Source organism: Pseudarthrobacter sp. ATCC 49987 (assembly GCF_009928425.1).
Lineage (GTDB): Bacteria > Actinomycetota > Actinomycetes > Actinomycetales > Micrococcaceae > Arthrobacter.
The window spans coordinates 1016150-1041872 of the sequence record NZ_JAABNS010000001.1; the positions used below are offsets into that span (position 1 = coordinate 1016150).

Here is a 25723-nt window from a genome sequence, read left to right on the forward strand (position 1 = left end):
CGGCGGCGGCCGATTCCCATGGATAGAGTTGGCGGATGCAGACCCTCATGGACGTCGCCACACTGAAGGACCTGGTCGGAGCAGGAAGCACCGGCCGGCGGACCGCGGTGCTGGATGTGCGCTGGGCGCTCGGCGACCCGCACGGCCGGGAGCACTACCTCGCGGGGCACCTCCCGGGCGCCGTCTTTGTGGACCTCGCCACTGACCTGGCCGGACCCGCCGACCCGCGCCGCGGCCGGCACCCGCTCCCGGCCCTGGAACAGTTCCAAGCGTCTGTGCGAACCTGGGGAGTCCGCAGCGGCGACGTCGTGGTGGCCTACGACGACAGCGGCAACCTGGCCGCCGCCCGGCTTTGGTGGATGCTGCGGAATGCCGGGTTTCCCGACGTTTACCTGCTCGACGGCGGACTGGCCGCCTGGCGGGACGCCGGCTTCGACGTCGAAAGCGGCGAACCGGAGCCGGAGCCCGGGGACGTTGAGCTGACCGGCGGCGCCATGCCCATCATCGACGCCGGGCAGGCGGCTTCCTGGGGCCACCAGGGACTGCTGCTGGACGCCAGGGCAGGGGAGCGCTACCGCGGCGAGTTCGAACCAGTGGATCCGCGTGCCGGCCATATCCCGGGAGCCGTGAGTGCCCCCGCCACTGCCAACCTCGGGGTCGACGGCAGGTTCCTGTCCCCGGCCACGTTACGGGAGCGCTTCACGAGCCTGGGGGTGCGCGCCGACGTCCCCACCGCCGTCTATTGCGGCTCCGGTGTCACCGCGGCCCACGAAATTGCAGCCCTCGAAATCGCCGGATTCCCGGCGGCACTCTACCCGGGGTCGTTCTCTGAATGGTCCACCAACGCCGTGAACCCGGTAGTGACCGGGGATGCGCCGTACGCAGACGGCAGTTCCGCTCAGTAGTACGGGTCGTTCGTTCAGGCCGCGAACCGGTCTTTTGCCCGGGCACGTAGGAGCGTCTGGGCTCTGCGGCGGCGCTCTCTGCGATGGTTGCGGCTCTTCGCCGCAGCCAAATCCAGCTCCGTTGGGGCGATAGCTCTTCCGTCACTTGTTCCCGGCAGCGGCGGGGCGGTGGATTGGTAGGTGTGGCCGGTGGGGGTGGTGATGTCGAAGGTGTGTCTGGGTCCGGGGCGTGGTCGGGAGGACCAGCCGGGGATTTCTTTGGTGTGGTTGCAGGCTTCGCAGAGTCCGGCGCCGTTGCAGTGGCTGGTGGTGCCGCCGTTGTGCCAGGGGATGATGTGGTCGAAGTGTCTGATGGGGGCGTCGCAGTAAGGGGTGCGGCAGGTGTCGTCGCGGAGGGTGAGGAAGCGGCGGAGTCCGGGCGGGAAGAGCCGGGCGCGGGAGTCCAGGGCGGTGAGTTCGCCGGTGCCGGGGGCGGTGTAGAGCCGGCGGAGCCAGGTGGTGAAGGCCCGTTCTTCCCCGGATCCACCGGTGTCTGTGAGCATCCCGCGGGCCCAGCCTGCGGGGACGATGCCGTAGCCGGGGAGGCGGGCGGGTTCGCTGTCGCCCTGGAAGAGGGTGCGGTCGGTCATGACGAGCTGGATTTCGATGCCGCTGATCCCGCCGGGGGTGCCGGTGGTGCGTTCGACGAGGGTGTCGGCCATGAGCTGCCCGCGCGTGCGGGGGTCCCCGGAGTTGCGGAGGGTGTCGGCGTGCCGGGTGAGCGCGGCATGGACGGCGACCCCGGCGGCGACCGGGAGCAGGGCGGTGAGGTAGCACATGGTGTCGGGGGCCGGGCGGAGGCTGACGTGGCGTTCGGTCGCGGCGTGGCTGGCGCGCTGGGTGACCGAACGGGTATCCCGCCGGTAGGCCGCGGTGCGGGCCGCGGCGATGATCTTCCGGTCTCCGGCGCCGTCGAAGGTTCCGGTGTCGGGCGCGAGTTCGGCGTCGACGGCGGCCCGGTCCTCCGCGGTCAGGCACGCGGTTTCCTTCACGAGGAGGGTGGCGCGCCATTCGGTGAGCTGCCCGGTCTCCAGGGCCGCCAAAGTGTGGGGCATTTCGCTGACAAGCGCCTTCGCCAAACCCAGGAGCCGGCTGCCGCGGGCGGGGGATTCGCGCCGGGCCAGGGCGATCTGCGCGCCGACCCCTGCGCCGAGTTCCGCCGTCGGCATCCCGGCGTCGGCCTGGTCACGGCGCTGGGACAGGTCGAACGCGACGGCGTGTCGGGCCTGGCGGGCGGCCAGGGCGGACTTGAGGTCCTCCAGCTCGCGCGTTTCCTCGAGGAGCGCAGCGGGGCTGTCCGGGGCCGGGAGGCCGGCCAGCATGCGGGCTACGTCCGTGACCGTCACGCTTTCCGCCACTTTTGGCGCTATGCCGGGCTCCTGCACGTTGTCCATGAATCAAGTGTCTCTGCGTGCTATGACATTTATGGCCCGCCGGAGGCGTCCCAGCGCATCGGATGCCATGGGGGAGCTTCCCGTTCCGGGAGTGACTCCCGGAACGCTGCCCAGGACAATAGCCAGCTGAAGGCGCGTCCGCAAGGTGCCCAACGCGGAATTCAGCCCCTCCAACCGCCGGTACTGTTCGATGACCCCCGCGGGATCCTCGGCCTGATGCACGTCCTGGAGTATGCGGCTGACGGTCCTGAGCAAGTCCAGGAGTTCGTCGTTACCGCTCTCCGCAACAGACAGGGCCTCGTCGGGCCCCTGATTGCCGTCCATGGAAAAACACTATCGGGCACCTGCGACAGTAATGAGGCCCGTCTTACAGTCGTGCGAAATGGGGCCACCCGGCACGTCCCGGGCTCCGGGGTTGTGGGCTCTTACCGTGACGCACCCTTGACAACGGTGCCATTTAGTTAACTACTTAACTATATGGATTACTGCGAGCCGCGTGACATCGTCGAAAGCGCAGCCTTCAAGCTGCACCGCGCCACTGCGCTGGTCGACCGGGTTGCAGACCGCTATCTTCAGGAACATCACGGAATCCGCTATTCAGGCTTTCTGGTACTGCTCACCGTCGGCGCACTGGGCCAGCAGACTCAACGACAAATTGCGGACGCGCTTGACGTGTCACGGGCGTCAATCACCCAGCGGCTCGCACGGCTCCTTGAGGACGACCTGGTCACGTCGGGACCGCACCCGGACGACGCCCGCGCGAACACAATCTCGTTGTCCCAGAAGGGGGCGGCCCTGCTGGAACGCGCCTGGCACGGTCTTGAATCCCATCAGGATGGAGTCGATGCGGGCGTAGACGAAGAAGCCTTGGTTCAACAGCTCGACCGGATCATCGAAAACGCCCTGCGCGTGCTCAATCCGGACGAGCAGGCCCGCCCAAACCGTGATCAGCCCGTACCTGATGCGGGGTGATGTCGTGATGCCGCTGGATCAGCTTGCCGCGCTTGTCGCCTGTGCCGTTCTGGCCGGTCTGGGGATCCTTCAGGGCGCTCTCATCGTCGGGGCGCCGCTCGGGAGAATGGCGTGGGGCGGACAACACGAGGTCCTCCCCGCCAGGCTCAGGATCGGCAGCGGCGTGTCCATTGCCCTCTACGTCCACGTTGCCTATGCGGCACTGGCCAGGGCCGCCGTCGCGCCGCCGGTGGTCAACGACACCGTCACCGCGGTACTTGTTTGGGCGCTGACGACGTACTTCGGGCTGGGCGTGGTGATGAACGGGATCTCCCGCAGCCGACCGGAACGCCTCATCATGACCCCTGTCGCGTTGGTCCTCGCAGCCTTATATTTTGTCCTTGCGCTCAGCTGATGGGTTATCGCGCCCCAAGTGGCATGGCGGACGGTCCCGGGGGTAGCGTCGAACCATGACTCCCGGACGCCCCGTACCGCCGCCCCTTGCCCAGCCGCTTCCCGACCTGACCACGGACACCACGGACACCACGACGCCGGGGCCGCGCCTCGCCGCCGCCTATGGCGCGACTGCCAGCGACAGCGGCCTCGTTCCCCTGACCGTCGCACGCCGCGCGCCGAAGGAGGACGACGTCGAAATCGCCATCGAATTCTGCGGACTCTGCCACTCGGACGTCCATGCCACCCGGGACGAATGGGGAACCCGGAACTACCCGCTGGTCCCCGGCCACGAAATCGTGGGCCGGGTGAGCCGCGTCGGGTCCGCCGTCGACGATTTCAGCCCGGGAGAGCTGGTCGGCGTCGGCTGCCTGGTCGATTCCTGCCGTGAATGCGACAGCTGCCTCGACGGCCTCGAGCAGTACTGCGAAAACGGCATGACGGGCACCTACGGCTCGAAGGACCACCGCAACGGGGACGCCATCACGCAGGGCGGCTATGCCACCTCGATCGTCGTGGACCGCCGCTACGTGCTGCACGTCCCGGAGAGCCTCGACCCGGCCGCTGCCGCCCCGTTGCTGTGCGCCGGGATCACAACCTACTCGCCGCTGCGCCACTTCGACGTCGAGGAGGGGGACGTCGTCGGCGTCGTCGGTCTGGGCGGCCTCGGCCACATGGCAGTGAAACTGGCCAAGGCCATGGGCGCCGAAGTGAAGGTCTTCACTACGTCGGAGTCCAAGGTCGCCGCCGCCCGCGAACTCGGCGCGGACGAGGTCATCCTGTCCCGAGACGAGGCCGCAATGGACGCCGCCAACCGCAGCATCGACGTCATCATCGACACCGTCGCCGCGCCCCACGACCTCAACCCGTACTTCCGTACCCTGCGCGTGAACGGGGCACTCTTCCAGCTCGGGCTGCCCTCGGAGGACATGCCGCCCGTGAATCCCGGTGCCCTGATCCGGCGCCGGATCGCGTACGCCGGCTCGCTGATCGGCGGCATTGCCGAGACGCAGGAAATGCTGGACTTCTGCGCCGGGCACGGGGTCACCTCCGACGTTGAGGTAGTCCGTGCCGACCAGCTCAACGAGGCCTACGGCCGCATGGTTGCCGGCGACGTGAAGTACCGTTTTGTCCTGGACACCAGCACTCTCGGAACACCCTCGGAAAGGGCAGACGCATGAGCACTCTCTTCACCAGGATCATCAACGGCGAGATCCCCGGCCGCTTCGTCTGGCGCGAGGACGACGTCGTGGCGTTCCTGACGGTGGGCCCGCTCGCCGACGGCCACACCCTCGTGGTGCCGACCGAGGAAGTGGACCGCTGGACTGACGCGCCTCCCGAAGTACTCGCCCGCGTGATGCAGGTGGCCCAGAAGATCGGCGCCGTCCAGGTCGAGGTGTTCGACGCGGCACGCGCCGGACTCATTGTGGCCGGCTACGAGATCAACCACCTGCACGTCCACGTGTGGCCATCCAACACGATGGCGGACTTCGACTTCGGCTCGGTGGACCAGAACCCCGATCCCGCCCGGCTGGACGCCAACGCCGAGAAGCTCCGCGAGGGGCTCCGGAAAGCCGGCCACGCGGCCCACGTTCCGGCCACCTGAGGTAACACCGCCCATACGCTGGCGCTCGCCCGGCTCCCCGCACGGGGCGTCAGGCCGGCGCCAGCGCCTTGTTAAGGACCGCGCGGATCCGCTTCTCGGAGACCGAATAGGCGGTCCCCAGCTCGACGGCGAAGAGGCTGACCCGGAGCTCCTCAATCATCCAGCGGACCTGGGTTAACTCCGCTCCTGCCCGCCGGCCCGGGAGCAGGGCCGACACGGCGTCGTCGTAATCGTCCTCCAGTGCCTGGACCGCCGCCATGTTCTGGGCGTCCCGCTGGACGTTGGTAGGAAGTTTCTCCAGGCGCTTCTCGATCGCCGCGAGGTAGCGCGGCAGCTGGCTGAGCTGGCTGTAGCCCGTGCGTGCCACAAAACCGGGGAAGACAAGCTGCTCCAGCTGGCTCTTGATGTCGTTGAGGGCGCTGATCAGAGCCAGGCTGGTGGTGCCCTTGAGCGCCTTCTCGATCCGGCGGGTGCTGGCCAGGATGCGCTCCACGATGGCGGTGACCGTGAAGACCGTGTCGATGAGGTCCGCGCGGACCTTCTCATACAGTGCGTTGAAGGTCGCCTCGTCCCACGGCAGCTCGGCAGGGGTGAGCTTGTCGATGGCGGCGAGGGAGCAGTCCGCAATCAGTGCCGTGACGGAGCCGTGCGGGTTCTGGCTGAACGTCAGCTTCTCGGTGTTGTTCAGGTGCTCCAGGACGTAGCGGTCCGGCGGCGGCACCTTCAGGGCCAGCAGGCGGATGACGCCGCCGCGCATGGCCTGTTCCTGTTCGGAGCTGGTCTGGAAGAGCCGCAGTGCCACGGACTTTCCCTCGTCCACGAGAGCGGGGTAGCCGGTGACGGTATGCCCCTTGACCGTGCCCTGGACCTGGCGCTGGACTGTTCCAAAGGTCCAGGAGGTCAGCCCTGTCTTTTCGGCGAAACCGGTCGAGGCTGCGGAAACACTTGACGCCGCGGTTCCTGCGGCCGCGCCGGCCGCCTGGGCGGCCTTGCCGTTCGCCGTGCCGTTCGCTTTGCCGTTGGCCCGGCCATTCGACGACGGCGCCGTGGTCGCGGGCGTGGCGCCCAGTGACTCGGCAATTGCCCGGCGGGTGGCCGGTGCCAGCCGGTCCTGCAGCACGCCGAGGTCCTTGCCTTCGTCCAGCACTTTCCCCCGGGAATCCACGACGCGGAAGCTGACCCGCAGGTGCGGCGGAACGGCATCCCAGTTCCAGGAATGCGGCGGGATGACCTGGCCGCGGATCCGGCGCAGGACCAGTTCGAGCGAGGCCTCCAGCTCGTCGGCCGCCGGATCAAAGTCCGCCTCGAGGGCTGCGACGGCCTGCCGGGCGACGTCCGGTGCCGGCACGAAGTTCTTGCGCACCTGCTTGGGCAGCGACTTGATGAGGGCGGTGACCAGCTCCACGCGCTGGCCCGGAATGAGCCAGCGGAACGCCGCGTCGTCGAGCTGGTTCAGGAACAGCACGGGCACCTCGGCGGTGACGCCGTCGGACGGGTTGGGCGGCGACCCGGGGGCGACAGGGTGGAACTCGTAGCTCAGCGGCAGCTCAAAGCCCTTGTGCAGCAGGGTCTTCGGGTAGGCCGAGTCATCCAGGGCGTCGGCGTGTTCACTGATCAGCAGCGCCTGGTCGAAATCGAGCAAAGCCGGATCCTGCTGCCGTGCGTCCTTCCACCACTTGTCAAAGTGACGCTCGGACACAACCTCCTTGCCGATCCGGGCGTCATAGAACTCGAAGAGGGTCTCGTCGTCCACCAGGATGTCGCGGCGACGCATCCGCGCCTCCAGCTCCTCGACCTCGTGGAGGAGAGCCCGGTTGCGGTGGAAGAACTTGTGGTGGGTCTGCCAGTCACCCTCGACCAGGGCATGCCGGATGAACAGCTCCCGGCAGAGCTCCGGGTCCACCTTGCCGTAATTGATCCGGCGGCTCGGGATGATGGGCACGCCGTACAGCGTGACCTTTTCATGGGCCATCACCGAGCCCATCTTCTTGGACCAGTGGGGTTCGCTGTAGCTGCGCTTGACGAGGTCCGGCGCCACCTGCTCCACCCAGAGGGGATCGAACTTCGCGGACACCCGCGCCCACAGCCTGCTCGTCTCCACAAGCTCAGCGGCCATGACGAAAGTCGGGGACTTCTTGAACAGGGCCGAGCCCGGGAAGATCGCGAAGCGGCTGCCGCGGGCGCCCGCATACTCGCGCTTGCGCTCATCGAGGATGCCAACATGGCTCAGCAGGCCCGAGAGCAGGCTGATGTGGATGCCCTCATGGTTGCCCACCGGATCGGCCAGGCGCTTGTTGTCCAGGCTGATGCCGAGCGGCCGGGCGAGCTGGCGCAGCTGGGCGAAGAGGTCCTGCCACTCCCGGACGCGCAGGTAGTTGATGAACTCGGCACGGCAAAGCCGGCGGAAGGCGGTGGAGGACAGCTCCTGCTGCTTCTCCTGGAGATAGTTCCAGAGATTCAGGAACCCGGTGAAGTCCGAGTTCTCATCCCGGAAACGCGCGTGTTTCTCCGCGGCGAGCTGCTGCTTGTCGGTCGGACGCTCGCGCGGGTCCTGGATGGTCAGCGCGGCGGCCAGGATCATGACCTCGCGGACGCAGCCGCGCTTTCCGGACTCGACGATCATCCGGCCGAGCCTCGGGTCCACGGGCAGCTGGGCAAGCTGCTGCCCGACGGCGGTCAGCCCGCCGCCGTTCCTGCCGGTCGCACCGCCGTTTCGTCCGCTAGCGGGCGGGCGGCCGGGGCGGCCGTCGCCGTCGCCCGTCTCTTCCTGCGGGCGCGCGGCGCTCAGGGCGCCGAGCTCGCGGAGGAGGGTGACGCCGTCGTTGATGGCGCGGGAGTCCGGCGGCTCCACAAAGGGGAAGTTTTCGACATCCTTCGGACCGCGGGCGACGCCCATCGCGGTCATCTGCAGGATGACTGCGGCGAGGTTGGTGCGCAGGATTTCGGGATCGGTGAACGGCGGCCGGGACTCGAAGTCCTCCTCCGAGTACAGCCGGATGGCGATGCCGTCGGAGACACGGCCGCAGCGGCCGGAGCGCTGGTTGGCGGAGGCCTGGGACACCCGCTCGATCGGCAGGCGCTGGACCTTGGTCCGGTGCGAGTAGCGGGAGATGCGGGCGGTGCCGGTGTCGATGACGTACTTGATGCCGGGGACCGTCAGGGAGGTCTCGGCGACGTTGGTGGCGAGCACAATCCTGCGCTTGCCGCCGGGGTGGAAGACCTTGTGCTGTTCCTGCAGGCTCAGCCGGGCGAAGAGGGGGAGCACCTCGGTGCCGGCCAGCTTGCGGTTGGACTGGATCCTGCCGTTGAGGGCCTCGGCGGCGTCACGGATCTCGCGCTCGCCGGAGAAGAAGATCAGGATGTCGCCGGGCGCCTCCTGTGCGAGTTCGTCGACGGCGTCGCAGACGGCGTCCAGCGGATCGCGGTCCTCTTCCAGCTCGTCGTCGGAGGCGTCGACGGCGTCGTCACCTGCGGCGCCGGGGCCGCCGGCCGGCTGGGACAGCGGCCGGTAGCGGATCTCGACCGGATAGGTGCGCCCGGAGACCTCGATGATCTGCGACGGCTCCTCCTCGCTGCCGAAGTGCTTGGCGAACCGCTGCGGATCGATGGTGGCCGAGGTGATGATGATCTTCAGGTCCGGCCGCTGCGGCAGGATCCGTTTGAGGTAGCCGAGAATGAAGTCGATGTTGAGGCTGCGCTCGTGTGCCTCGTCGATGATGATCGCGTTGTACTTGCGCAGCAGCTTGTCGCGCCGGATCTCGGCCAGCAGGATGCCGTCGGTCATGAGCTTGACCTTGGTGTTGCGGCCGACCTCGCCGGTGAAGCGGACCTGGAAGCCGACTTCCTGGCCGATCTCGACGCCGAGCTCCTCCGCGATGCGCTCGGCGACCGTGCGGGCGGCCAGCCGGCGCGGCTGCGTGTGGCCGATGAGTCCGTTCTCGCCGAGGCCCAGTTCCAGGCACATCTTGGGAATCTGGGTCGTCTTACCGGATCCGGTCTCGCCGGCGATGATGGTCACCTGGTTGGCCGCGATGGCGGCCATCAGGTCCTCGCGGCGCTCGGAGACCGGCAGCTCGGCGGGGTAGGAGATATGCAGTGTCATGGCTGCACCCAGTCTACTGGGAAGTGTTCCTGCGGCGGTTCCGGGACAAGTAAGTGCCCGGTCCCTTTGCGGGGCCGGGCAGTGGGCGGTGGTTCGGGGTGCTGCGTGACCGCTGCCAGGGTTTAGAAGATCCGGAAGGTGTAGTTGGTGCTGGGCAGGTCCAGTGCCGTCCAATAGTCTTCCGAGCGGACCGGCGGGTTGTGGCCAAGACCGTCCTTGCGGAGGGCTGCGATGGTGGCGGCGAGGCCGACGACGATGAGGACAATGAGGGCGATTCCGAGGAGTTCCATACCTCCATGGTTCTCCGGTGCCAGGACCAAAAGAAGTGGCAGAAATGCCCAAAAAGCTATAATTTCTGCCACTGTTTCTGTCAGAATGGATGCATGATCAAATCAGTGGCAATGATTGTGGTCCCCAACTTCTCAATCTTCGAGTTCGGGACCGCGTTTGAGGTCTTTGGCGTGGACCGGTCGGACCGGGGGACCGGCGTGCCCGCCTTCGACTTCCGGGTCTGCGCCCCGGCGCCGGGGGATGTCCCGATGAAGTCCGGGCTGTCCATGCATGTGGGGCTCGGGCTTGACGCCGCAGCGGATGCGGACCTGGTCATCATGACTCCCTACGGCCGGGACGAGGATGTTCCCGAATCCGTCCTCGAGGCACTGCGCGCCGCGCACGCCCGCGGGGCGTGGGTCATGTCCATCTGCTCCGGAGCCTTCGCGCTGGCCCGGGCCGGGCTGCTGGACGGCCGCCGCTGCACCACCCACTGGCATTACTCCCAGGAGCTCGTCAGCCGGTACCCCGCTGCCCTGGTGGATGAAAACGTCCTCTACGTCGAGGACAGCCGGATCATCACGAGCGCCGGGACGGCCGCCGGCATCGACGCGTGCCTGCACCTGGTCCGGGTGGAGTTCGGCGCCACCGTTGCGGCAGCCATCGCCCGTGACATGGTGGTTCCGCCGCACCGCGACGGCGGCCAGGCCCAGTTCATCGACCGGCCGATCCCGGCCTGCGGCTCAGAGCCGATGGAAGAACTGCTGCAGTGGATGGTGCGGCATCTGGGGGAGGACCATTCGGTCAATGAACTCGCCGCGCGCATCCACATGTCGCCCCGGACGTTTGCCAGGCGCTTCCGCTCCGAGACGGGGGCGACCCCGGCGGCCTGGCTCAACTCCCAGCGGGTGCTGCGGGCACAGGAGCTGCTCGAGACCACGGACCTGAACATCGACGAAATCGCGCGCGAATCCGGGTTTGGCCACTCGGTGCTGCTGCGGCACCACTTCGCCAAGGTGCTGGACACGAGCCCGCAGTCCTACCGCCGGACGTTCCGCGGACACCTGGCCGCCGCGGTGTAGGGGACCTGGCCTGAGGCTAGCCAGGGTCCGACGCCGCCGCGTCCTCGGCCGTGTCCTCGGCCGCGGCGCGGGCGCATTCGACGAGGTCCCGCCACGGACCCGTCAGCTCACGCTCCGGCAGGACCGCCCGGCGTTGATCAGCCCGGATGCTGTACATGAACCGGTCTGGCTGGCCGGTTGTCCCGCTGACCCCGGCGACGGCGTCCCACGGGCACGCTTCGATGAGCGGTTGCCACCGGTCGGTGTCCTCAGGCGGCTCGGGCCTGACGGTCCACGTCCGCTTCATGCCGGCCACGCCGCCGCTGCGCTGGACAGTTATCTTCATCGGACTCGGATCTTGATCGGACTCGGATCTGCTGGAACGTGGCCTAACGCCTCGCTCCCGGGAACTTTACCTTCACAGTTTCCCACGCCGACCGCACGGCGTCATGCTCTGTGGATTCTGCCCCGAAGAGCTCGGCGGCAGCGGCGGCGGTGGCCTTGGCGAACGCGCCGAACGTGGCGCTCGGGGCCAGGGTGCCGCCCGTTAGTGTCTCGTACCAGATCCGTCCCGGGGCTTCCCAGGCATTTCCTCCGAGGGTGGTGGCAACCAGGCAGAATGCCCGGTTGGGGATCCCGGAGTTGATGTGAACGCCGCCGTTGTCAGCGCTCGTGTGCACATAGCCGTCCATGGAGGCCGGCTGCGGGTCCTTGCCGAGCACGTCGTCGTCGTACGCCGTGCCCGGAGCCTTCATGGACCGCAGGGCGGCCCCCTGGACCCTGTCGGTGAACAGGCCTTCGCCGATCAGCCAGCTCGCCTCCGATGTCGACTGCTTCCGGACAAACTGTTCAACGAGGGCCCCGAAGACGTCGGACATTGATTCGTTCAACGCGCCGGCCTGGTTGCGGTACACCAGCCCGGCCGAGTACTGGGTGACGCCGTGGGCGAGCTCGTGGCCAATCACGCTCAGTGATTTCGTAAACCGCTGGAAGACCTGGCCGTCGCCGTCGCCGAAGACCATTTGCTGGCCATCCCAGAACGCGTTGTCGTACAGGCGGCCGTAGTGCACCGTGGCATCGAGGTGGAGGCCGTTGCCGTCAATCGAGTTCCGGCCGAAGGCCTCGGCGTAAAGGCGGTGGGTGTGTCCCAGCCCGTCATAGGCCTCATCGGCGGCGGGGTCGCCGGTGGGCGGTTCCCCCTCCTTACGGACCACGCTGCCGGGGAGCTGCTCGGCGAACTTGGCGTCGTAGACCGTCCGTTCCGGCGGGGACGGATTGAGCTCCCGCATGCCCGGATGGCTGCCGGGCCCGGGAACCGCGCGGGATGCCTGGAAACTCGGGACGTGCAGCAGGGCTTCCTTCGCCGCACGCGCGGTTGCCGAGAACTCCGGTTCGCGCTGGGCTGCCAGGCGGCGGAGCAGGTACGGAGGGATGATGGAGCAGTACATGTGAGACCCCTTTGTGCTTCGGCGGGATCCCGTGGTGGTGCGGCGGCCGGCACCCAGTCCAACCACCCAATCCAGCCACCCCGCCGGAACCCCGCTGCCGATGCAGACAGCCTACGAGCGGGCACCGACAATTGGCAGGGTGCCGGGCCTCCTTCTTCGGGCGGCGTGCATCCCCGACCCGGCCGCCGGGGGACTGATGCCTACCCGGCCACACGGGGAAGCCGCGGGTTCAGGACGAATTCCTGCACCATCGTCCAAAGGTTCGTAGTGGTCCAGTAGATGAGGACTCCGATCGGGAAGATGATGCCACCCGCGCCGAAGACGATCGGCAAGGCGTAGAGCAGTGTTTTCTGTTGCCACATGAACGGGCCCGCTGTGGCCTCCTCGGCCACGTTCCTGGCCATGATGTGTTTCTGGGTAATGAACTGCGCCGACGTCATGGTGAAGATCATCACGATCGAGAGGAGCCACACCGCGACCACGTTGCCGCTCACGGGGGTGCCGTGAAGCAGGGAGGCGGACAGCGGGGCGCCGAAGATGCTGGACACCTGGAATTGCGCCACCTGCTCTGCGCTCATCGCTCCAATGCCCTGGCCTTTGGCCGCCGCCGTTCCAATCCCTGACAACACGGTGAAGAGCGCGAAGAAGAACGGAACCTGGATCAGCAGGGGAAGGCACGCGGAGAACGGGTTGGTGCCGTGCTTCCTGTATAGGGCCATCTGTTCCTGCGCCATCGCCTGCCGGGACAGCGGGTCGGTCTTGCCGTTGTACTCTTCCTGCAGCTTCTTCAGATCCGGCTGCAGCTGCCGCATGCGGCGCTGTGCCTTGATCTGCTGCAGGGAGACGGGAATCAAGGCGGCGCGGATGACCAACACCAGGCCTATGATGGACAGCGTCCAGGTCCTGCCGCCGGCCGGCGGCAGGCCGATGGTGCTCAGGGCGTCGTGGAGTCCCACCATGATGGCCGAAACCAGCCACTGGAACGGAAACAGCAGCGCTGCACCGAAGTCCATCCGCTGCCCCCATTCGTAGGGCCGCCGCGCGGCCTGTGAACTTGCACCCTGTCAGCCAACACGAAAGAACCCCCAGAATCCAGTGGATCCTAGGGGTTCTTGTCTGTGTGCCCTCGATTGGAATCGAACCAACGACCTTCTGCTCCGGAGGCAGACGCTCTATCCCCTGAGCTACGAGGGCAGTCAGGGTTCCTGCCGTTACCGGCGGGACGTCCTAGAGCTTAGCAGGAAGGGGGGCTCCAAGGGAAAATCGACGCGCTCAGTACCCGGAGAAGGAGTCCACATGGATCCGGCGCGCCCCGGCCCGGCGGGCAGCGGCGCGGAGGGAACGGACACTCGCCGGGGAGCCCGACACATAGACTTCCCGGTCCGCGACGTCGGGAACGAGGTCCTTCAGCGAGGTGCCATCGATCCGGACGGAGCCCGCATCCTGCATGAACGCCGGCGGCGCGGAGCCGTCGGCAAGCCGGGCGATGACCCGGGCCCCGGTGCGTTCGAGCTCCCCGGCGTAGGCGAGTTCGGCGGCATTCCTGGCGAGGTACAGCAGGACGACGTCCCGCTCCCCGGCAGCGCCGCCGGACAGCTGGGCCAGATACGGGGTAATGCCGATCCCGGCCGCAATGAGCAGCACCGGCACGCCCGGAGTCCGCGGCAGGACAAAATCGCCGCCCACGGTGGTGGCCGTCAGCTCGTCGCCGGGGACCAGGGCAAGGAGCGACTGTTTTGCCGTGGACAGCGGCCCGGCCGTGCCCACGCCGATCCTGAGTTCCGGGGAGTCCGGCGGGCTGGTCAGGCTGAACACCCGCCGCCGGCCTTTGTGGTCGGCCTTCGCGTGCGGCAGGTTCAGCTCGAGGTACTGTCCCGGGATGAAGTTCACCGGGCGTTCGGGCTGGAAGCTGAACTCCGTCGTCGTCGGAGTCAACGGACGGGAGCCCCGGAAGCGAAGCAGGACGCGGCCGCGCTGGCCCGCAGTGAAGGCGAGCGCGTTTCCCACCAGCAGCGCCAGTTCGGGGGAATTGGCCACGAAGCCCAGGTTGTAAGGGACGGCGAACAGCAGTCCGACGACGGCGGCCAGCGTCAGCTGCTGCCACCGGCGCGGCGGCAGGGTGAGCGGCTCGGTGAGCATAAAGCCGACGAAGAACAGCACCGGGCGCTGGGCCAGGGTCTGCCACAGCGCCTCGCCCGGCCCCATCCCGGTGCGCAGCAGTTCCACGGCCACAATGGACACCGCCACCACCGTGAACACGGACGCCATCAGCAGCTTCCGCACCCGGTAGAGCACCAGCAGGACCCCGGGCAGGACCAGCCAGAGCATTGCCGGGGTGGCGGCCCACCAGGTGGCGATGTTGAGTCCGGTCAGCCCGGTGAGGAACGCCCCGGCCGCCGCCGGATTGAAGAGGTGGCGGCCTCGCCAGGCAAGCGCGTATTTCGACGCCGACGCGAGCACGCAGGCGAGGGCAACGCCGGCCAGGTCCAGGTACTGCAGCCCCGCCGGGAACTGCGTCGGCCAGAAGAGGAAATAAAGCAGCAGGCCCGTGATCAGGGACGATTCAGAGTGCGGACGGACGTGGAACACCGCGGCGAGCGCCCGGCTGGAGGCGTAGGTCAGGCCCAGGCAGAGCACCAGATGGGCGATCATCTCGGGGAGTCCGAACGTCAGCCAGCCGAGCACCTCCAGCAGCAGGCTGAAGCCGGCCAGCACCGCCAGGACCCAGAGGACCAGCCGGTACATCGTGAACCGTCCCAGCGCCGTGTCCAGCCGCGAACTGAGGGGAGAGGAGATTGTGGCGGTCATGAAAACAGCACCCCTTCAAAATCGGCCGAGTACTCCGCGTGGCCGTCCGAGTGGACAGTCAGCCAGGAAACGTCGAATTCCGCCTGCAAACGGGGCCCCTCGACGAAAAACAGGGCAGTCGCCAGGGCGTCGGCCACCATGGCGCTCGCCGCCATCGCCCAGCTGGCGACGACGGTGCGCACCGGTGCCCCGGTGGTGCCATCCAACACGTGGTGCAGCCCGTCGCCCCAGGCGCGCCGGTTGGCGGCGGACGCGCAGAGGGCGCCGGTACCCAGTTTGACGATTCCAATGGCCCGGTCCGGATCATAGGGATGCTCCAGGCCGACGTCGACCGGCGCGGAGCCGGTATTGAGCAAATCGCCGCCCGCGTCGATAAAGTGCTCTCCGACGCCCGCACCACACAACTCGGCGGATAACAGGTCCGCCAGCTGCCCCTTGCCGGCCGCCCCGACGTCGATCACCACAGGGGCGCGCGTGGTCAGCACCGTGCCCTGCCAGTCGAGCACCTCGTCCCAAGGCGGCGCGGGCAACGGCGGGCCGGCCGGACGCAGCGAGTAGTGGGCGTCGTAGCCCAGCTGTTCCAGGCTGCCGCCGATCAGCGGGGTCATGACCCCGCCGCTGAGGCGGTACAGGGTTTCGTAGAGCGGCCCCAGGGCAGCTGCCTCGGACGGGAGGACGTAGCGGCCCGGCCGCCGTGCCGCGCCGGCGATCAGGGAGTCGGGCCGGAACCGGGACCAGGCGGCGTCGTAGTCCGCCACGGCATCGAGCAGCCGGCGCCGGAGCACGCCGGGGAGCGGGGACGGTGTGGAGACCTCCCAGCGGGTACCGATCCCGTCGAAGCTGAAGTCCGTCCAGCCCGGATGCGCCACGTTTCCTCCTGCCGGCTACTGGCTGGTTGCTACTGGCTGTCCATCACTGGCTGTTCACGACTGGGCCTCGGACTTGATCTTGTCGACAGCCTGATTGAAGCCGCCGCTGGTCAGCGAGGATCCGGCCACTTTGGAGACCTTGATCTCGTCGAGCCTCTTGCCGACGATCTGGGACTTGATGCCGCCGGCGAATTCGCCCTGGAACTTCCTGGTGTTGGGGTTGGACGGGTGCTGGGTGATCTGGACATCGGACACTGCGCCACCGGCAAGTGTCAGGGTCACGCCCACCGTCTCAGTGCCGTTCGGCGAGACATAGTTGCCGTCCGCGCTGAAGGTGCCGTCTTTGTAGGCGGCGGTGCCCGCGGCAGCTGAGGGTGCCGCCCCGGTTGCCTGGGCGCCGGCGGCCTGTCCGGGCGCGCAACCGGCCGCGGATCCGGCCAGGGAGAGTCCGGCGATGCCGGTGACGACGCTTTTTCGGAAAGTGGTGTTCATGCGGCGGCTCGTTTTCTGTAGCGGCGGTCGGAGGAAGGAGCGACTGGCGGCTGTGACCCGCGGGCGGGGCCCGGAGCAGCCACTCCAATGACGACGTTGAAATCAGCGTAGTGGTTCATCCTGTGACCCGGCTGTCATGACGGACGCCAAATTCCGCCACACTGCGGGCCCCCGGTAGGCTGGAACTGTGACCCCTGAAGAACTCTCCCTCGCCATATCCGCCTGCCTGAAGGACGCCGTCGCCGCCGGTGAAATCGGGCTTTCCGCATCCGATGTCCCGGATGAGGTGCGTGTTGAGCGGCCGAAGAACCGGGACCACGGCGACTGGGCCACCAACATTGCCCTCCAGCTGGCCAAGACCGCGGGCACCAATCCGCGCGAGTTTGCCTCCGTCCTGCGTGCCCGGCTGAAGTCCATCGACGGGGTGTCCGCCGTCGACATCGCCGGACCGGGGTTCCTGAACATCACCGTTGACGCCGCCGCCGCGGGCGCCCTGGCCAAAGCCATCGTCGAGGCGGGCCCGGACTATGGCACCAACACGGCGCTCGCAGGCCACACGGTCAATATGGAATTCGTCTCGGCCAACCCCACCGGCCCGCTGCACATCGGCCACACCCGCTGGGCCGCCCTGGGCGACGCGATCGCCCGCGTCCTCCGGGCTTCAGGTGCCGACGTCACGGCCGAGTACTACATCAATGACGCCGGCTCGCAGATGAACGTTTTCGCCAACTCCGTGCTCTCCCGGCTGCACGGCCGCGGGGTGCCCGAGGGCGGTTACCCCGGCGAGTACATCGCGGATCTCGGCCACGAGGTGCTGACCCAGCACCCGGACATCCGCGAGCTGACCGATGCCGCCGCGCTGCCGGTGATCCGTGGCGCGGCGTACAAGGCACAGCTGCACGACATCAAACGCACCCTGGCAGAGTTCGGCGTCGCATTCGATGTCTACTTCTCCGAGCAGGAACTCCACGACGCCGGCGCGATCGAGGACGCCGTCGCGCGGCTCCGGGAACAGGGCCACGTGTACGACGACGGGGGCGCGGTCTGGCTGCGCACCACCGACTTCGGTGACGACAAGGACCGCGTGATGATCCGGGCGAACGGCGAGCCGACGTACTTCGCCGCCGACGCCGCCTACTACCTGTCCAAGAAGGACCGCGGCTACACCGAGAAGATCTACCTGCTCGGCGCCGACCACCACGGCTACATCAACCGGCTCAAGGCCATTGCCGCCGCCGCCGGGGATGATCCCGAGGTCAACATCGAGGTCCTGATCGGCCAGCTGGTCTCCGTCAACGGCGCCAAGCTGTCCAAGCGCGCCGGCAACATCATCGAGCTCAAGGATCTCATCTCCTGGCTGGGCAAGGACGCGGTCCGCTACTCGCTGGCGCGCTTCCCGGCCGATTCGCCGCTGACCCTGGACCCGGAACTGCTGAAGAAGCACAGCAACGAGAACCCGGTGTTCTACGTCCAGTACGCGCACGCCCGTTCCCGCGGCACGGCCCGCAACGCTGTTGCCGCCGGTGTGGAGCGCCGCGTGGACGGGAAAGACTGCTTCGAGGCATCCCTGCTGGAGCATGCGACCGAGAACGAACTGCTCTCCCACCTCGGCAGCTACCCATCGATTGTGGCCCGGGCGGCTGAACTGCGCGAGCCGCACCGGGTGGCCCGCCACCTCGAGGTCATCGCCGGCGCCTACCACCGGTGGTATGACGCCTGCCGTGTGGCGCCGCAGGGCGACGAACCGATCACCGATCTCAACCGCACCCGGCTGTGGCTCAACGACGCCACAAGCCAGGTGCTGGCCAACGGACTGGAACTGCTGGGCGTCTCGGCGCCGGAACGGATGTAACCGCCATGACCACGAACCCGTCCACCACTGCCGGTGCGCCCTCCCCGCTGGCGCCGGAATGGCTTGCCGTGCCCGCTGACCTCAACGCCCTGCACGAACCGATGTGGGCCGGCGGTGTCGCCCGGAACGACGCCGGCGAACTCACCATCGACGGGCTGGCAGTCAGCGAACTCCAGCGCCAGTACGGCACGCCCCTGTTTGTGCTGAGCGAGAACGACTTCCGCGCCAGGGCCCGGGCCTTCTCCGATGCCTTCAATGACGCCTTCGCTGACATCTGCGGGGGAGTGGATGTCTACTACGCCGGCAAATCCTTCCTGTGCACCGCAGTGGTCCGCTGGGTGGAGGAAGAGGGACTGCGGCTGGACACGGCCTCCGGCGGGGAACTCGCCGTCGCGGCCCGCGCCGGCATTCCCGGCGCCGACGTCGCGCTCCACGGCAACAACAAGTCCGACGCCGAGATCCACCGCGCCCTGGACATGAAACTCGGCCGGATCGTGGTGGACAGCATTGCCGAGCTCGAACGCGTCGCCAGGATCGCCGAAAACCGCGGCGAAACCGCCAAGGTCATGCTGCGGCTGACCCCGGGCGTGCACGCCCACACCCATGAATTCATCGCCACCGCCCACGAGGACCAGAAGTTCGGCCTCTCCATGGCCGGGGACTCCACCGAGCAGGCCGGGCTGTCAGCGGCCGAGGAGGCCGTGGCCGCGGCGTCTGCCTACCCCGGCATTGAACTGCTGGGCCTGCACTGCCACATCGGTTCGCAGATCTTCGAGCCGGACGGCTTCGCCCTTGCCGCGGAGAAGCTGCTGGACTTCCTCGCCGCGATGCAGGCCAAGTACTCGATTGTGCTCCCCGAACTGGACCTCGGCGGTGGCTACGGCATCGCCTACACGCCCGTGGACACCCCGCGGCCGGCCGCTGAAATCGCCCAGGCGATGGCCGCCGTCGTCCGCACCAAATGCGCGGAGCTGGGCATTTCCGCCCCGCGGATTTCGATCGAACCGGGCCGGGCGATCGTCGGCAGCACCACCTTCACGCTCTACGAGGTGGGCACGTTGAAGACGGTCCGGGTCGATGCCCCGGGCGCCGGCGAAGCAGGCGGAGCCGGCAAAATCGTTACGTACCCGCGCCGGTATGTGTCAGTGGACGGCGGGATGAGCGATAACCCCCGTCCGGTGCTGTACGACGCGGATTACTCGGCAATTCTGGCCTCACGGGCGTCGGCCGCGGCCCCGCAGCTGTCCCGAGTAGTGGGCAAACATTGCGAGAGCGGCGACATAGTTGTTAGAGATGTATATCTGCCCGAGGACGTGGCAGCCGGTGATCTGCTCGCTGTACCGGGGACCGGCGCCTACTGCTGGGCCCTGTCAAGCAACTACAACTATCTGGCCCGGCCGGGCGTTGTCGCTGTGCGCGATGGATCTGCCCGGCTGATTGTCCGCGGGGAAACCGAAGAAGATCTGCTCAACCGCGACATGGGAGTCTGAATGACCGAATTGCGAACCCTGAAAGTAGCCCTGCTGGGCTGTGGCAACGTCGGGGCCCAGGTTGCGCGGATTCTCCTTGACGACGCCGACATGCTGGCATCGCGTGCCGGCGCCCGCCTGGAGCTGGTCGGCATCGCCGTGCGCAACCTCGGCGCCCCCCGGGAGGTTGAACTGCCGCGCGCGCTGTTCACCACCGACGCCGAGACACTGGTCAAGGACGCGGACCTGGTGATCGAGCTGATGGGCGGCATCGAACCCGCCCGGACCCTGATCCTGACCGCCATCCGCAACGGCGCCTGCGTGGTCACCGGCAACAAGGCGCTCGTCGCCAAAGACGGCCCGACCCTGCACGAGGAAGCGGACAAGGCCGGCGTCCAGCTGTCCTACGAGGCCGCCGTCGCCGGCGCGATCCCGATCCTGCGGCCCATCCGGGACAGTCTCTCCGGGGACCGGATCACCCGGGTGCTCGGCATCGTCAACGGCACCACCAACTTCATCCTGGACCAGATGGATTCCACCGGGGCGCAGTTCGCCGACGCCCTGGCCGAGGCCCAGCGCCTTGGCTACGCGGAAGCCGACCCCACCGCCGACGTCGAGGGTTACGACGCCGCGTCCAAGGCCGCGATCCTTGCCTCCCTGTCCTTCCACACCCGTTTCTCCCTGGACGATGTCTACTGCGAAGGCATCAGCGCCGTCACTGCAGCGGACATCGCCGCAGCGAAGGACGCAGGCTTCGTCATCAAGCTGCTGGCAATCGCCGAGAAGCTGGGGGCCACAGGCACGGAAACAGGCGCCGGCACCGGAGTCTCTGTCCGCGTGCACCCGACCTTGCTGCCGCGCGAACACCCGCTGGCTGCCGTGCGCGGCGCGTTCAACGCCGTCTTCATCGAGGCGGAAAACGCCGGCGAGCTGATGTTCTATGGCCAGGGCGCCGGCGGCAAACCGACCGCGTCCGCCGTCATGGGCGACCTCATCTCCGCTGCCCGCAGCATCGTCCTGGGCGGCCCGGGCCGCGCTGAGACCACGACAGGGCAGGTGTCCGCACTTCCCATCAGTGCCGCGGTTACCAGCTACTACATCGGCCTCGACGTCGCGGACCAGCCCGGCGTCCTGGCCCGGATCGCCCAGCTCTTCGCCGAGCACGGCGTCTCCATTGAAATCATGCGGCAGACCATCCACCGCGATGCTGATTCCAACGTCGAATCGGCGGAACTCCGGATTGTCACCCACCGCGCAAGCGAGGCTGCACTGGCAGCCACCGTCGAGGCCGTCAAGGGCCTGGACGTCATCAATTCCGTTACATCCGTACTCCGGGTAGAAGGAGTCTAAGTGGCTCACCAATGGCGCGGCGTCATCCGCGAATACGCTGAACGTCTGCCCGTCACCGAGGCAACGAAGGTCATCACCCTGGGGGAGGGCGGCACCCCGCTCGTTTACGCGCAGCAGCTGTCAGCGCTCACCGGCAGTGATGTCTACCTCAAGGTCGAAGGCATGAACCCGACCGGTTCCTTCAAGGACCGCGGCATGACCATGGCCATGACGGCCGCAGTCGCCGCCGGCGCCAAGGCCGTAGTGTGCGCCTCCACGGGCAACACCTCCGCCTCCGCCGCCGCCTATGCCACTGCAGCCGGCCTGAAATGCGTGGTGCTGGTGCCCGAAGGAAAGATCTCGATGGGCAAGCTGAGCCAGGCGATCGCGCACGGCGCCACCCTGCTGCAGGTCGACGGCAACTTCGACGACTGCCTCGACATCGCCCGCAAGCTGGGGGAGTCCTACCCGGTGTTCCTGGTCAACTCCGTCAACCCGGCCCGGATCGAGGGCCAGAAGACCGGAGCGTTCGAAGTGGTCGACTGGCTCGGCGACGCCCCGGACTTCCATGTGCTCCCGGTTGGCAACGCGGGCAACATCACCGCGTACTGGAAGGGCTACAAGGAATACTGCGCGCCCTTCGAGTCCGCCACTGCCGGCACACTGCCCGCAGTGTCCACCAGGACCCCGGTCATGTGGGGCTTCCAGGCCGCCGGTGCGGCACCGTTCGTCGCGGGCCACCCCATCACGGAGCCCGACACGATCGCGACCGCCATCCGGATCGGCAACCCCGCATCGTGGGACTCCGCCATCGCAGCCCGCCACGAGTCCGGCGGCGTGATCGAAGCCGTCACTGATGAGGAAATCCTGTCCGCCCACCGCTGGCTGTCCGCCCGTGAAGGCGTCTTCGTCGAACCGGGTTCGGCCGCCGGCGTGGCAGGCCTGATCAAGAAGCATGCGGCCGGCGAAGTTCCGGCCGGCAAGACGATCGTCATCACGGTCACCGGCCATGGCCTCAAGGATCCGCAGTGGGCACTCCGCACCGAGGACGGCAGCGAAGTGCAGCCCGTCAAGGTCTCCAATGACGTGGTGACCGTGGCCACGGCCCTGGGACTGGAAGAAAAGTAACCGTGGAAACCACCCTCACCGTCCCGGCCGAGTCCGCCGCCGACACGCCGGCGGTTCCGGCCGGTCAGCTCGTGACGGTCCGTGTGCCGGCGACGAGCGCGAACCTTGGCCCCGGCTACGACAGCCTTGGCCTGGCGCTGACGCTGTTCGACACCCTGACGGTGGAAACCCTGGACAGCGGCGAGCTGGAATTCGAACTCAGCGGGGAGGGTGCGGAATCCCTTCCCCGCGATGCCAGCCACCTGGTGGTCAAGGCCATCACGGAGGCACTGCACCGCCTGGGCTTCCGGCACGACGGCCTGAGGATCACGGCAGACAATGTCAATCCGCACGGCCGCGGGCTCGGCTCCTCGGCCTGCGCCGTCGTGGCCGCGGTGACCGCCGCCAATGCCCTGGTCCCCGTAGCGTCGCGCCGGGGCAAGGACTGGGTCCTGCAGCTCACAAGCGAGATGGAAGGCCACCCGGACAACGTCGCACCGGCTATTTTCGGCGGACTGGCCTTGTCATGGCAGGACAGTGACCAGTACAGCAGCACGTGCGCGACTGTCGCCTCCACGGTCATTCCCGTGGTCGCCGTGCCGGACTTTGAACTGTCCACCGAAGCCGCGCGTGCGCTGCTGCCCGCCTCGGTGGGCCACCACGCCGCGGCCATGAACTCGGGACGTGCGGCCCTGCTGATCCTTGCGCTCACGCAGAAGCCGGAACTCCTGCTCGCCGGCACCGAGGACTACCTGCACCAGAGCTACCGCGCGGATGCCATGCGGCCCAGCGCCGACCTGATCTCGGCCCTGCGACGGGCAGGCTTCGCCGCCGTCGTCTCAGGGGCCGGCCCCACCGTGCTTGTCCTGGCCAACGGAGAGGCCCAGGCGGAAGCCGCCGCGGAGTTCATCGGCGCCTTCACGTCCGGCAACACGCCGGACGTGGGCTGGCGTGTGATGAAGCTGGCTGTGGACGTTGAAGGTGCTAAAGTGGAAGTGCACCGGCGGTAACCACGCAGGCGGTATTTCATTTACCGTTCAAAAGACCGCGATGTTGGCCTAGTTGCCTCTCTCTCATCTTTCACTGCGCAATATTTTCCGGTGCCACCTGCTTTCGGTCTGACGCAGGAATTCGCAGAAAAAAATCTCTGCACCCCTGAAAAGTCAGCCCGCCGTTCCTTGTTTGTCCGGAACGCGCCAGGCGTTGCATTATCCGGCCGTGCCGGCCAATATCCATCCGGCAAGGCCGAAATCCCGGCTGCATCTCTGAACTGCAGCCCAGATCAAATCATCGCGTCCAGCTCCTAGCCTGGACGCCGTCGAGGGGGAAGGATCCTTCGTGACCGAAACCACTGAGCTGTCTTCAGCTGTGGAAACATCATCTTCTGCTGCCGGATCGTCAACGGCAGCACCCGCCAAGAGCAGTGGCCTTGCCGGCCTCAAGCTCGCCCAGCTCCAGGCTCTTGCCAGCCAGCTGGGGATTTCCGGCGGTTCCCGGATGCGAAAGGGCGATCTTGTCTCTGCCATTTCCGCCCACCGCGCCGGTACTCCCGTGAGCAAGGCTCCGGCCCGCGCCGCTGAAAAGGCGACCGACAACGGTAGCGTCGCCCAGTCGGCCGCTCCGGCTGTGGCACCGGCTGCAGCGCCTGCTGCCGCCACCGAGTCCGAGGCTCCGGCCCAGGAAAACCCGCGTGCCCGTGGACGTGGCCGCAGCCGCCGCGCGGGCAGCGACGGTGTCATCACGACCCCCGCCGCCGAGGCGCCGGCCGCAGCCGCTCCGGCAGTAGAGGCCCCGGCAGCTTCCGCCGAGTCCGGCACTGCCCAGTCCACTCCCGCCGAGGCAGTTTCTGCCGCTTCGGCTGAAGGCGGCGAACGCACCCGCCAGCCCCGCACCCGCAACCGCCGCCGCGGTGAAGCAGCCGAACAGGCCACAGGTCAAGCCACAGGTCAAGGCACTGCCCAGGGCGCAGCCCAGGCTGCACCCGCCGTCGAGGCCCCGGCCGAGCAGCGCCAGCCCGAACAGCGCACTGAACAGCGTTCGGAGCAGCGCGGCGATCAGCGCCAGACCGAGCAGGGCAGCGAAGACGGCCAGCGCCGTGAGAACACCCGCACCCGTGGCGGCCGCGACGAGGTCGCGGGAAGCCGCGACACCCGCGACAACAACCGCGACGCTGACGACAGCGACGGCGGCAGCCGCCGGAACCGCCGTAACCGGCGCGACCGCAATGACCGTCCGGACCGCTCCGGCGGTCAGGACAGCCGCGACAACGCGCGCAACGACCGTTTCCGCGACCGTAACGACCGTCGTCGTGGACGCGTCCAGGGACCGGACGTCGACGACGTCGAGGTCACCGAGGACGACGTCCTGTTGCCCGTCGCCGGCATCCTGGACGTGCTGGAGAACTACGCGTTTATCCGCACCTCCGGTTACCTGCCGGGCCCGAACGACGTGTACGTGTCCCTCGCCCAGGTCAAGAAGTACAACCTGCGCAAGGGCGACGCCGTCGTCGGTGCCATCCGTGCACCGCGTGAAGGCGAGGCCCAGCAGGGAAATCAGCAGCAGCAGACCGCCCGCCAGAAGTTCAACGCCCTGGTCCGCGTCACCTCGGTCAACGGCAAGACCCCCGAGGAACTCAAGGACCGCGTCGAATTCGCGAAGCTCGTCCCGCTGTACCCCTCCGAGCGCCTGCGCCTCGAGACGGACCCCAAGAAGATCGGCCCCCGCGTCATCGACCTGGTTGCCCCGATCGGCAAGGGCCAGCGCGGCCTGATCGTTTCGCCGCCGAAGGCCGGCAAGACGCTCATCCTGCAGTCCATCGCCAACGCCATCACCACCAACAATCCTGAGGTCCACCTCATGATGGTGCTTGTTGACGAACGCCCCGAAGAAGTCACGGACATGCAGCGCACCGTCAAGGGCGAGGTCATTGCCTCCACCTTCGACCGTCCCGCCGACGACCACACCACCGTGGCCGAACTCTCCATCGAGCGTGCCAAGCGCCTCGTGGAAATGGGCATGGACGTTGTGGTCCTCCTTGACTCGATGACCCGCCTGGGCCGTGCCTACAACCTGGCAGCACCGGCTTCCGGCCGTATCCTCTCCGGTGGCGTCGACTCAGCTGCGCTGTACCCGCCGAAGCGCTTCTTCGGTGCAGCCCGCAACATCGAAAACGGTGGCTCGCTCACCATCCTGGCCACCGCTCTCGTCGAGACCGGCTCCAAGATGGACGAGGTCATCTTCGAAGAGTTCAAGGGCACCGGCAACATGGAACTGCGCCTGTCCCGCCAACTCGCGGACAAGCGCATCTTCCCGGCCGTGGACGTCAACGCGTCCGGTACCCGCCGTGAGGAAAACCTGCTGTCCCCCGAGGAAGTCAAGATCATGTGGAAGCTGCGCCGTGTCCTTTCCGGGCTCGAAACGCAGCAGAGCCTTGAGCTGCTGACCAACAAGATCCGGGAGACCCAGAGCAACGTCGAGTTCCTCATGCAGGTGCAGAAGACGACGCTTGGTGCGAAGTCCGATAACGACAAGTAGCTGCTCCAACCGCTAGATTCTGGCGGTCCCGCGC

Annotated in this window: 22 protein-coding genes and 1 tRNA gene; 12 read left to right on the forward strand and 11 right to left on the reverse strand. The window is 67.6% G+C overall.

Annotated features, from left to right (window positions below; all coding sequences use genetic code 11):
• Window positions 1–35: 35 nt before the first annotated feature.
• Window positions 36–905 carry a sulfurtransferase gene (locus GXK59_RS04745; protein ID WP_160664792.1) on the forward strand — a complete coding sequence of 290 codons (870 nt, stop codon included), beginning with the start codon at window positions 36–38 and terminating at the stop codon, window positions 903–905.
• 14 nt (window positions 906–919) lie between these two features.
• On the opposite strand, the gene GXK59_RS04750 is transcribed toward GXK59_RS04745, so the two are convergent.
• Together GXK59_RS04750 and GXK59_RS04755 are read right to left on the reverse strand one after the other, a co-directional pair.
• Complete coding sequence (locus GXK59_RS04750; RefSeq protein ID WP_160664794.1) at window positions 920–2338, reverse strand: HNH endonuclease; 1419 nt, start codon at window positions 2336–2338, stop codon at window positions 920–922.
• 3 nt (window positions 2339–2341) lie between these two features.
• Window positions 2342–2662 (reverse strand): hypothetical protein, encoded by a 321-nt coding sequence (locus GXK59_RS04755; RefSeq protein ID WP_160664796.1) that lies wholly within the window; start codon window positions 2660–2662, stop codon window positions 2342–2344.
• Window positions 2663–2815: 153 nt separating this feature from the next.
• Here GXK59_RS04755 and GXK59_RS04760 point away from each other — a divergent pair, with 153 nt between their 5' ends.
• The 4 genes from GXK59_RS04760 to GXK59_RS04775 are packed head-to-tail and all read left to right on the forward strand — an operon-like array spanning window position 2816 to window position 5348.
• Window positions 2816–3310, forward strand: coding sequence for a MarR family winged helix-turn-helix transcriptional regulator (locus tag GXK59_RS04760; protein WP_160664798.1), 495 nt, complete (start codon window positions 2816–2818; stop codon window positions 3308–3310).
• 7 nt (window positions 3311–3317) lie between these two features.
• Window positions 3318–3704 (forward strand): hypothetical protein, encoded by a 387-nt coding sequence (locus GXK59_RS04765; RefSeq protein WP_237393974.1) that lies wholly within the window; start codon window positions 3318–3320, stop codon window positions 3702–3704.
• A gap of 55 nt (window positions 3705–3759) precedes the next feature.
• Window positions 3760–4923 (forward strand): NAD(P)-dependent alcohol dehydrogenase, encoded by a 1164-nt coding sequence (locus GXK59_RS04770; RefSeq protein WP_160664800.1) that lies wholly within the window; start codon window positions 3760–3762, stop codon window positions 4921–4923.
• On the forward strand, window positions 4920–5348 hold the full coding sequence (locus GXK59_RS04775) for an HIT family protein (protein ID WP_160664802.1): 429 nt from the start codon (window positions 4920–4922) through the stop codon (window positions 5346–5348). The genes GXK59_RS04770 and GXK59_RS04775 overlap by 4 nt, the downstream gene beginning before the upstream one ends.
• Window positions 5349–5397: 49 nt before the next feature.
• Here GXK59_RS04775 and hrpA read toward each other — a convergent pair whose 3' ends face one another.
• Both hrpA and GXK59_RS20405 read right to left on the reverse strand, forming a co-directional pair.
• Window positions 5398–9450, reverse strand: coding sequence for an ATP-dependent RNA helicase HrpA (gene hrpA, locus GXK59_RS04780; RefSeq protein WP_160664804.1), 4053 nt, complete (start codon window positions 9448–9450; stop codon window positions 5398–5400).
• A 122-nt stretch (window positions 9451–9572) separates the two neighbouring features.
• Entirely contained in the window at window positions 9573–9740 is a 168-nt protein-coding gene (locus tag GXK59_RS20405; protein WP_202129057.1) for a hypothetical protein, read from the reverse strand.
• Window positions 9741–9833: 93 nt separating this feature from the next.
• On the opposite strand from GXK59_RS20405, the gene GXK59_RS04785 reads away from it, so the two are divergent.
• On the forward strand, window positions 9834–10802 hold the full coding sequence (locus GXK59_RS04785) for a GlxA family transcriptional regulator (RefSeq protein WP_160664806.1): 969 nt from the start codon (window positions 9834–9836) through the stop codon (window positions 10800–10802).
• A gap of 16 nt (window positions 10803–10818) precedes the next feature.
• Here the strand turns inward: GXK59_RS04785 and GXK59_RS04790 are convergent, their stop codons facing one another.
• From GXK59_RS04790 to GXK59_RS04820, 7 genes are all read right to left on the reverse strand, one after another.
• Window positions 10819–11127, reverse strand: coding sequence for a protealysin inhibitor emfourin (locus GXK59_RS04790; RefSeq protein WP_160664808.1), 309 nt, complete (start codon window positions 11125–11127; stop codon window positions 10819–10821).
• A 43-nt stretch (window positions 11128–11170) separates the two neighbouring features.
• Window positions 11171–12229, reverse strand: a complete 1059-nt coding sequence (locus GXK59_RS04795; RefSeq protein ID WP_160664810.1) for a M4 family metallopeptidase — start codon at window positions 12227–12229, stop codon at window positions 11171–11173.
• Between the two features lie 200 nt (window positions 12230–12429).
• The gene (gene yidC, locus GXK59_RS04800) at window positions 12430–13242 is read right to left on the reverse strand and encodes a membrane protein insertase YidC (RefSeq protein ID WP_160664812.1); all 813 of its coding nucleotides are present in this window, start codon (window positions 13240–13242) and stop codon (window positions 12430–12432) included.
• Between the two features lie 108 nt (window positions 13243–13350).
• Window positions 13351–13423: transfer RNA gene (locus tag GXK59_RS04805), tRNA-Arg, on the reverse strand.
• 78 nt (window positions 13424–13501) lie between these two features.
• On the reverse strand, window positions 13502–15037 hold the full coding sequence (locus GXK59_RS04810; RefSeq protein ID WP_160664814.1) for an FAD-dependent oxidoreductase: 1536 nt from the start codon (window positions 15035–15037) through the stop codon (window positions 13502–13504).
• The gene (locus GXK59_RS04815; RefSeq protein ID WP_160664816.1) at window positions 15034–15906 is read right to left on the reverse strand and encodes an FAD:protein FMN transferase; all 873 of its coding nucleotides are present in this window, start codon (window positions 15904–15906) and stop codon (window positions 15034–15036) included. Before GXK59_RS04815 ends, GXK59_RS04810 begins: the two co-directional genes overlap by 4 nt.
• A gap of 54 nt (window positions 15907–15960) precedes the next feature.
• Entirely contained in the window at window positions 15961–16398 is a 438-nt protein-coding gene (locus tag GXK59_RS04820) for an FMN-binding protein (RefSeq protein WP_160664818.1), read from the reverse strand.
• A gap of 187 nt (window positions 16399–16585) precedes the next feature.
• On the opposite strand from GXK59_RS04820, the gene argS reads away from it, so the two are divergent.
• From argS to rho, 6 genes are all read left to right on the forward strand, one after another.
• Window positions 16586–18250 (forward strand): arginine--tRNA ligase, encoded by a 1665-nt coding sequence (gene argS / locus GXK59_RS04825; protein WP_160664820.1) that lies wholly within the window; start codon window positions 16586–16588, stop codon window positions 18248–18250.
• Between the two features lie 5 nt (window positions 18251–18255).
• A complete protein-coding gene (gene lysA / locus GXK59_RS04830; protein WP_160664822.1) occupies window positions 18256–19740 on the forward strand; it encodes a diaminopimelate decarboxylase in 1485 nt (494 codons plus the stop codon).
• Window positions 19741–21069 carry a homoserine dehydrogenase gene (locus GXK59_RS04835; protein WP_160664824.1) on the forward strand — a complete coding sequence of 443 codons (1329 nt, stop codon included), beginning with the start codon at window positions 19741–19743 and terminating at the stop codon, window positions 21067–21069.
• The gene (gene thrC / locus GXK59_RS04840; RefSeq protein WP_160664826.1) at window positions 21070–22176 is read left to right on the forward strand and encodes a threonine synthase; all 1107 of its coding nucleotides are present in this window, start codon (window positions 21070–21072) and stop codon (window positions 22174–22176) included.
• Window positions 22177–22178: 2 nt separating this feature from the next.
• On the forward strand, window positions 22179–23165 hold the full coding sequence (gene thrB, locus GXK59_RS04845; protein WP_160664828.1) for a homoserine kinase: 987 nt from the start codon (window positions 22179–22181) through the stop codon (window positions 23163–23165).
• 328 nt (window positions 23166–23493) lie between these two features.
• On the forward strand, window positions 23494–25689 hold the full coding sequence (gene rho / locus GXK59_RS04850) for a transcription termination factor Rho (RefSeq protein WP_160664830.1): 2196 nt from the start codon (window positions 23494–23496) through the stop codon (window positions 25687–25689).
• Window positions 25690–25723: the final 34 nt, after the last annotated feature.

Excerpts from the sequence above, each read along its gene's own strand:
- GXK59_RS04745 (WP_160664792.1), top strand. The coding sequence starts at position 36 with ATGCAGACCCTCATGGACGTCGCCACACTGAAGGACCTGGTCGGAGCA.
- GXK59_RS04750 (WP_160664794.1), bottom strand. The coding sequence starts at position 2,338 with ATGGACAACGTGCAGGAGCCCGGCATAGCGCCAAAAGTGGCGGAAAGC.
- GXK59_RS04755 (WP_160664796.1), bottom strand. The coding sequence starts at position 2,662 with ATGGACGGCAATCAGGGGCCCGACGAGGCCCTGTCTGTTGCGGAGAGC.
- GXK59_RS04760 (WP_160664798.1), top strand. The coding sequence starts at position 2,816 with ATGGATTACTGCGAGCCGCGTGACATCGTCGAAAGCGCAGCCTTCAAG.
- GXK59_RS04765 (WP_237393974.1), top strand. The coding sequence starts at position 3,318 with ATGCCGCTGGATCAGCTTGCCGCGCTTGTCGCCTGTGCCGTTCTGGCC.
- GXK59_RS04770 (WP_160664800.1), top strand. The coding sequence starts at position 3,760 with ATGACTCCCGGACGCCCCGTACCGCCGCCCCTTGCCCAGCCGCTTCCC.
- GXK59_RS04775 (WP_160664802.1), top strand. The coding sequence starts at position 4,920 with ATGAGCACTCTCTTCACCAGGATCATCAACGGCGAGATCCCCGGCCGC.
- hrpA (WP_160664804.1), bottom strand. The coding sequence starts at position 9,450 with ATGACACTGCATATCTCCTACCCCGCCGAGCTGCCGGTCTCCGAGCGC.
- GXK59_RS20405 (WP_202129057.1), bottom strand. The coding sequence starts at position 9,740 with ATGGAACTCCTCGGAATCGCCCTCATTGTCCTCATCGTCGTCGGCCTC.
- GXK59_RS04785 (WP_160664806.1), top strand. The coding sequence starts at position 9,834 with ATGATCAAATCAGTGGCAATGATTGTGGTCCCCAACTTCTCAATCTTC.
- GXK59_RS04790 (WP_160664808.1), bottom strand. The coding sequence starts at position 11,127 with ATGAAGATAACTGTCCAGCGCAGCGGCGGCGTGGCCGGCATGAAGCGG.
- GXK59_RS04795 (WP_160664810.1), bottom strand. The coding sequence starts at position 12,229 with ATGTACTGCTCCATCATCCCTCCGTACCTGCTCCGCCGCCTGGCAGCC.
- yidC (WP_160664812.1), bottom strand. The coding sequence starts at position 13,242 with ATGGACTTCGGTGCAGCGCTGCTGTTTCCGTTCCAGTGGCTGGTTTCG.
- GXK59_RS04810 (WP_160664814.1), bottom strand. The coding sequence starts at position 15,037 with ATGACCGCCACAATCTCCTCTCCCCTCAGTTCGCGGCTGGACACGGCG.
- GXK59_RS04820 (WP_160664818.1), bottom strand. The coding sequence starts at position 16,398 with ATGAACACCACTTTCCGAAAAAGCGTCGTCACCGGCATCGCCGGACTC.
- lysA (WP_160664822.1), top strand. The coding sequence starts at position 18,256 with ATGACCACGAACCCGTCCACCACTGCCGGTGCGCCCTCCCCGCTGGCG.
- GXK59_RS04835 (WP_160664824.1), top strand. The coding sequence starts at position 19,741 with ATGACCGAATTGCGAACCCTGAAAGTAGCCCTGCTGGGCTGTGGCAAC.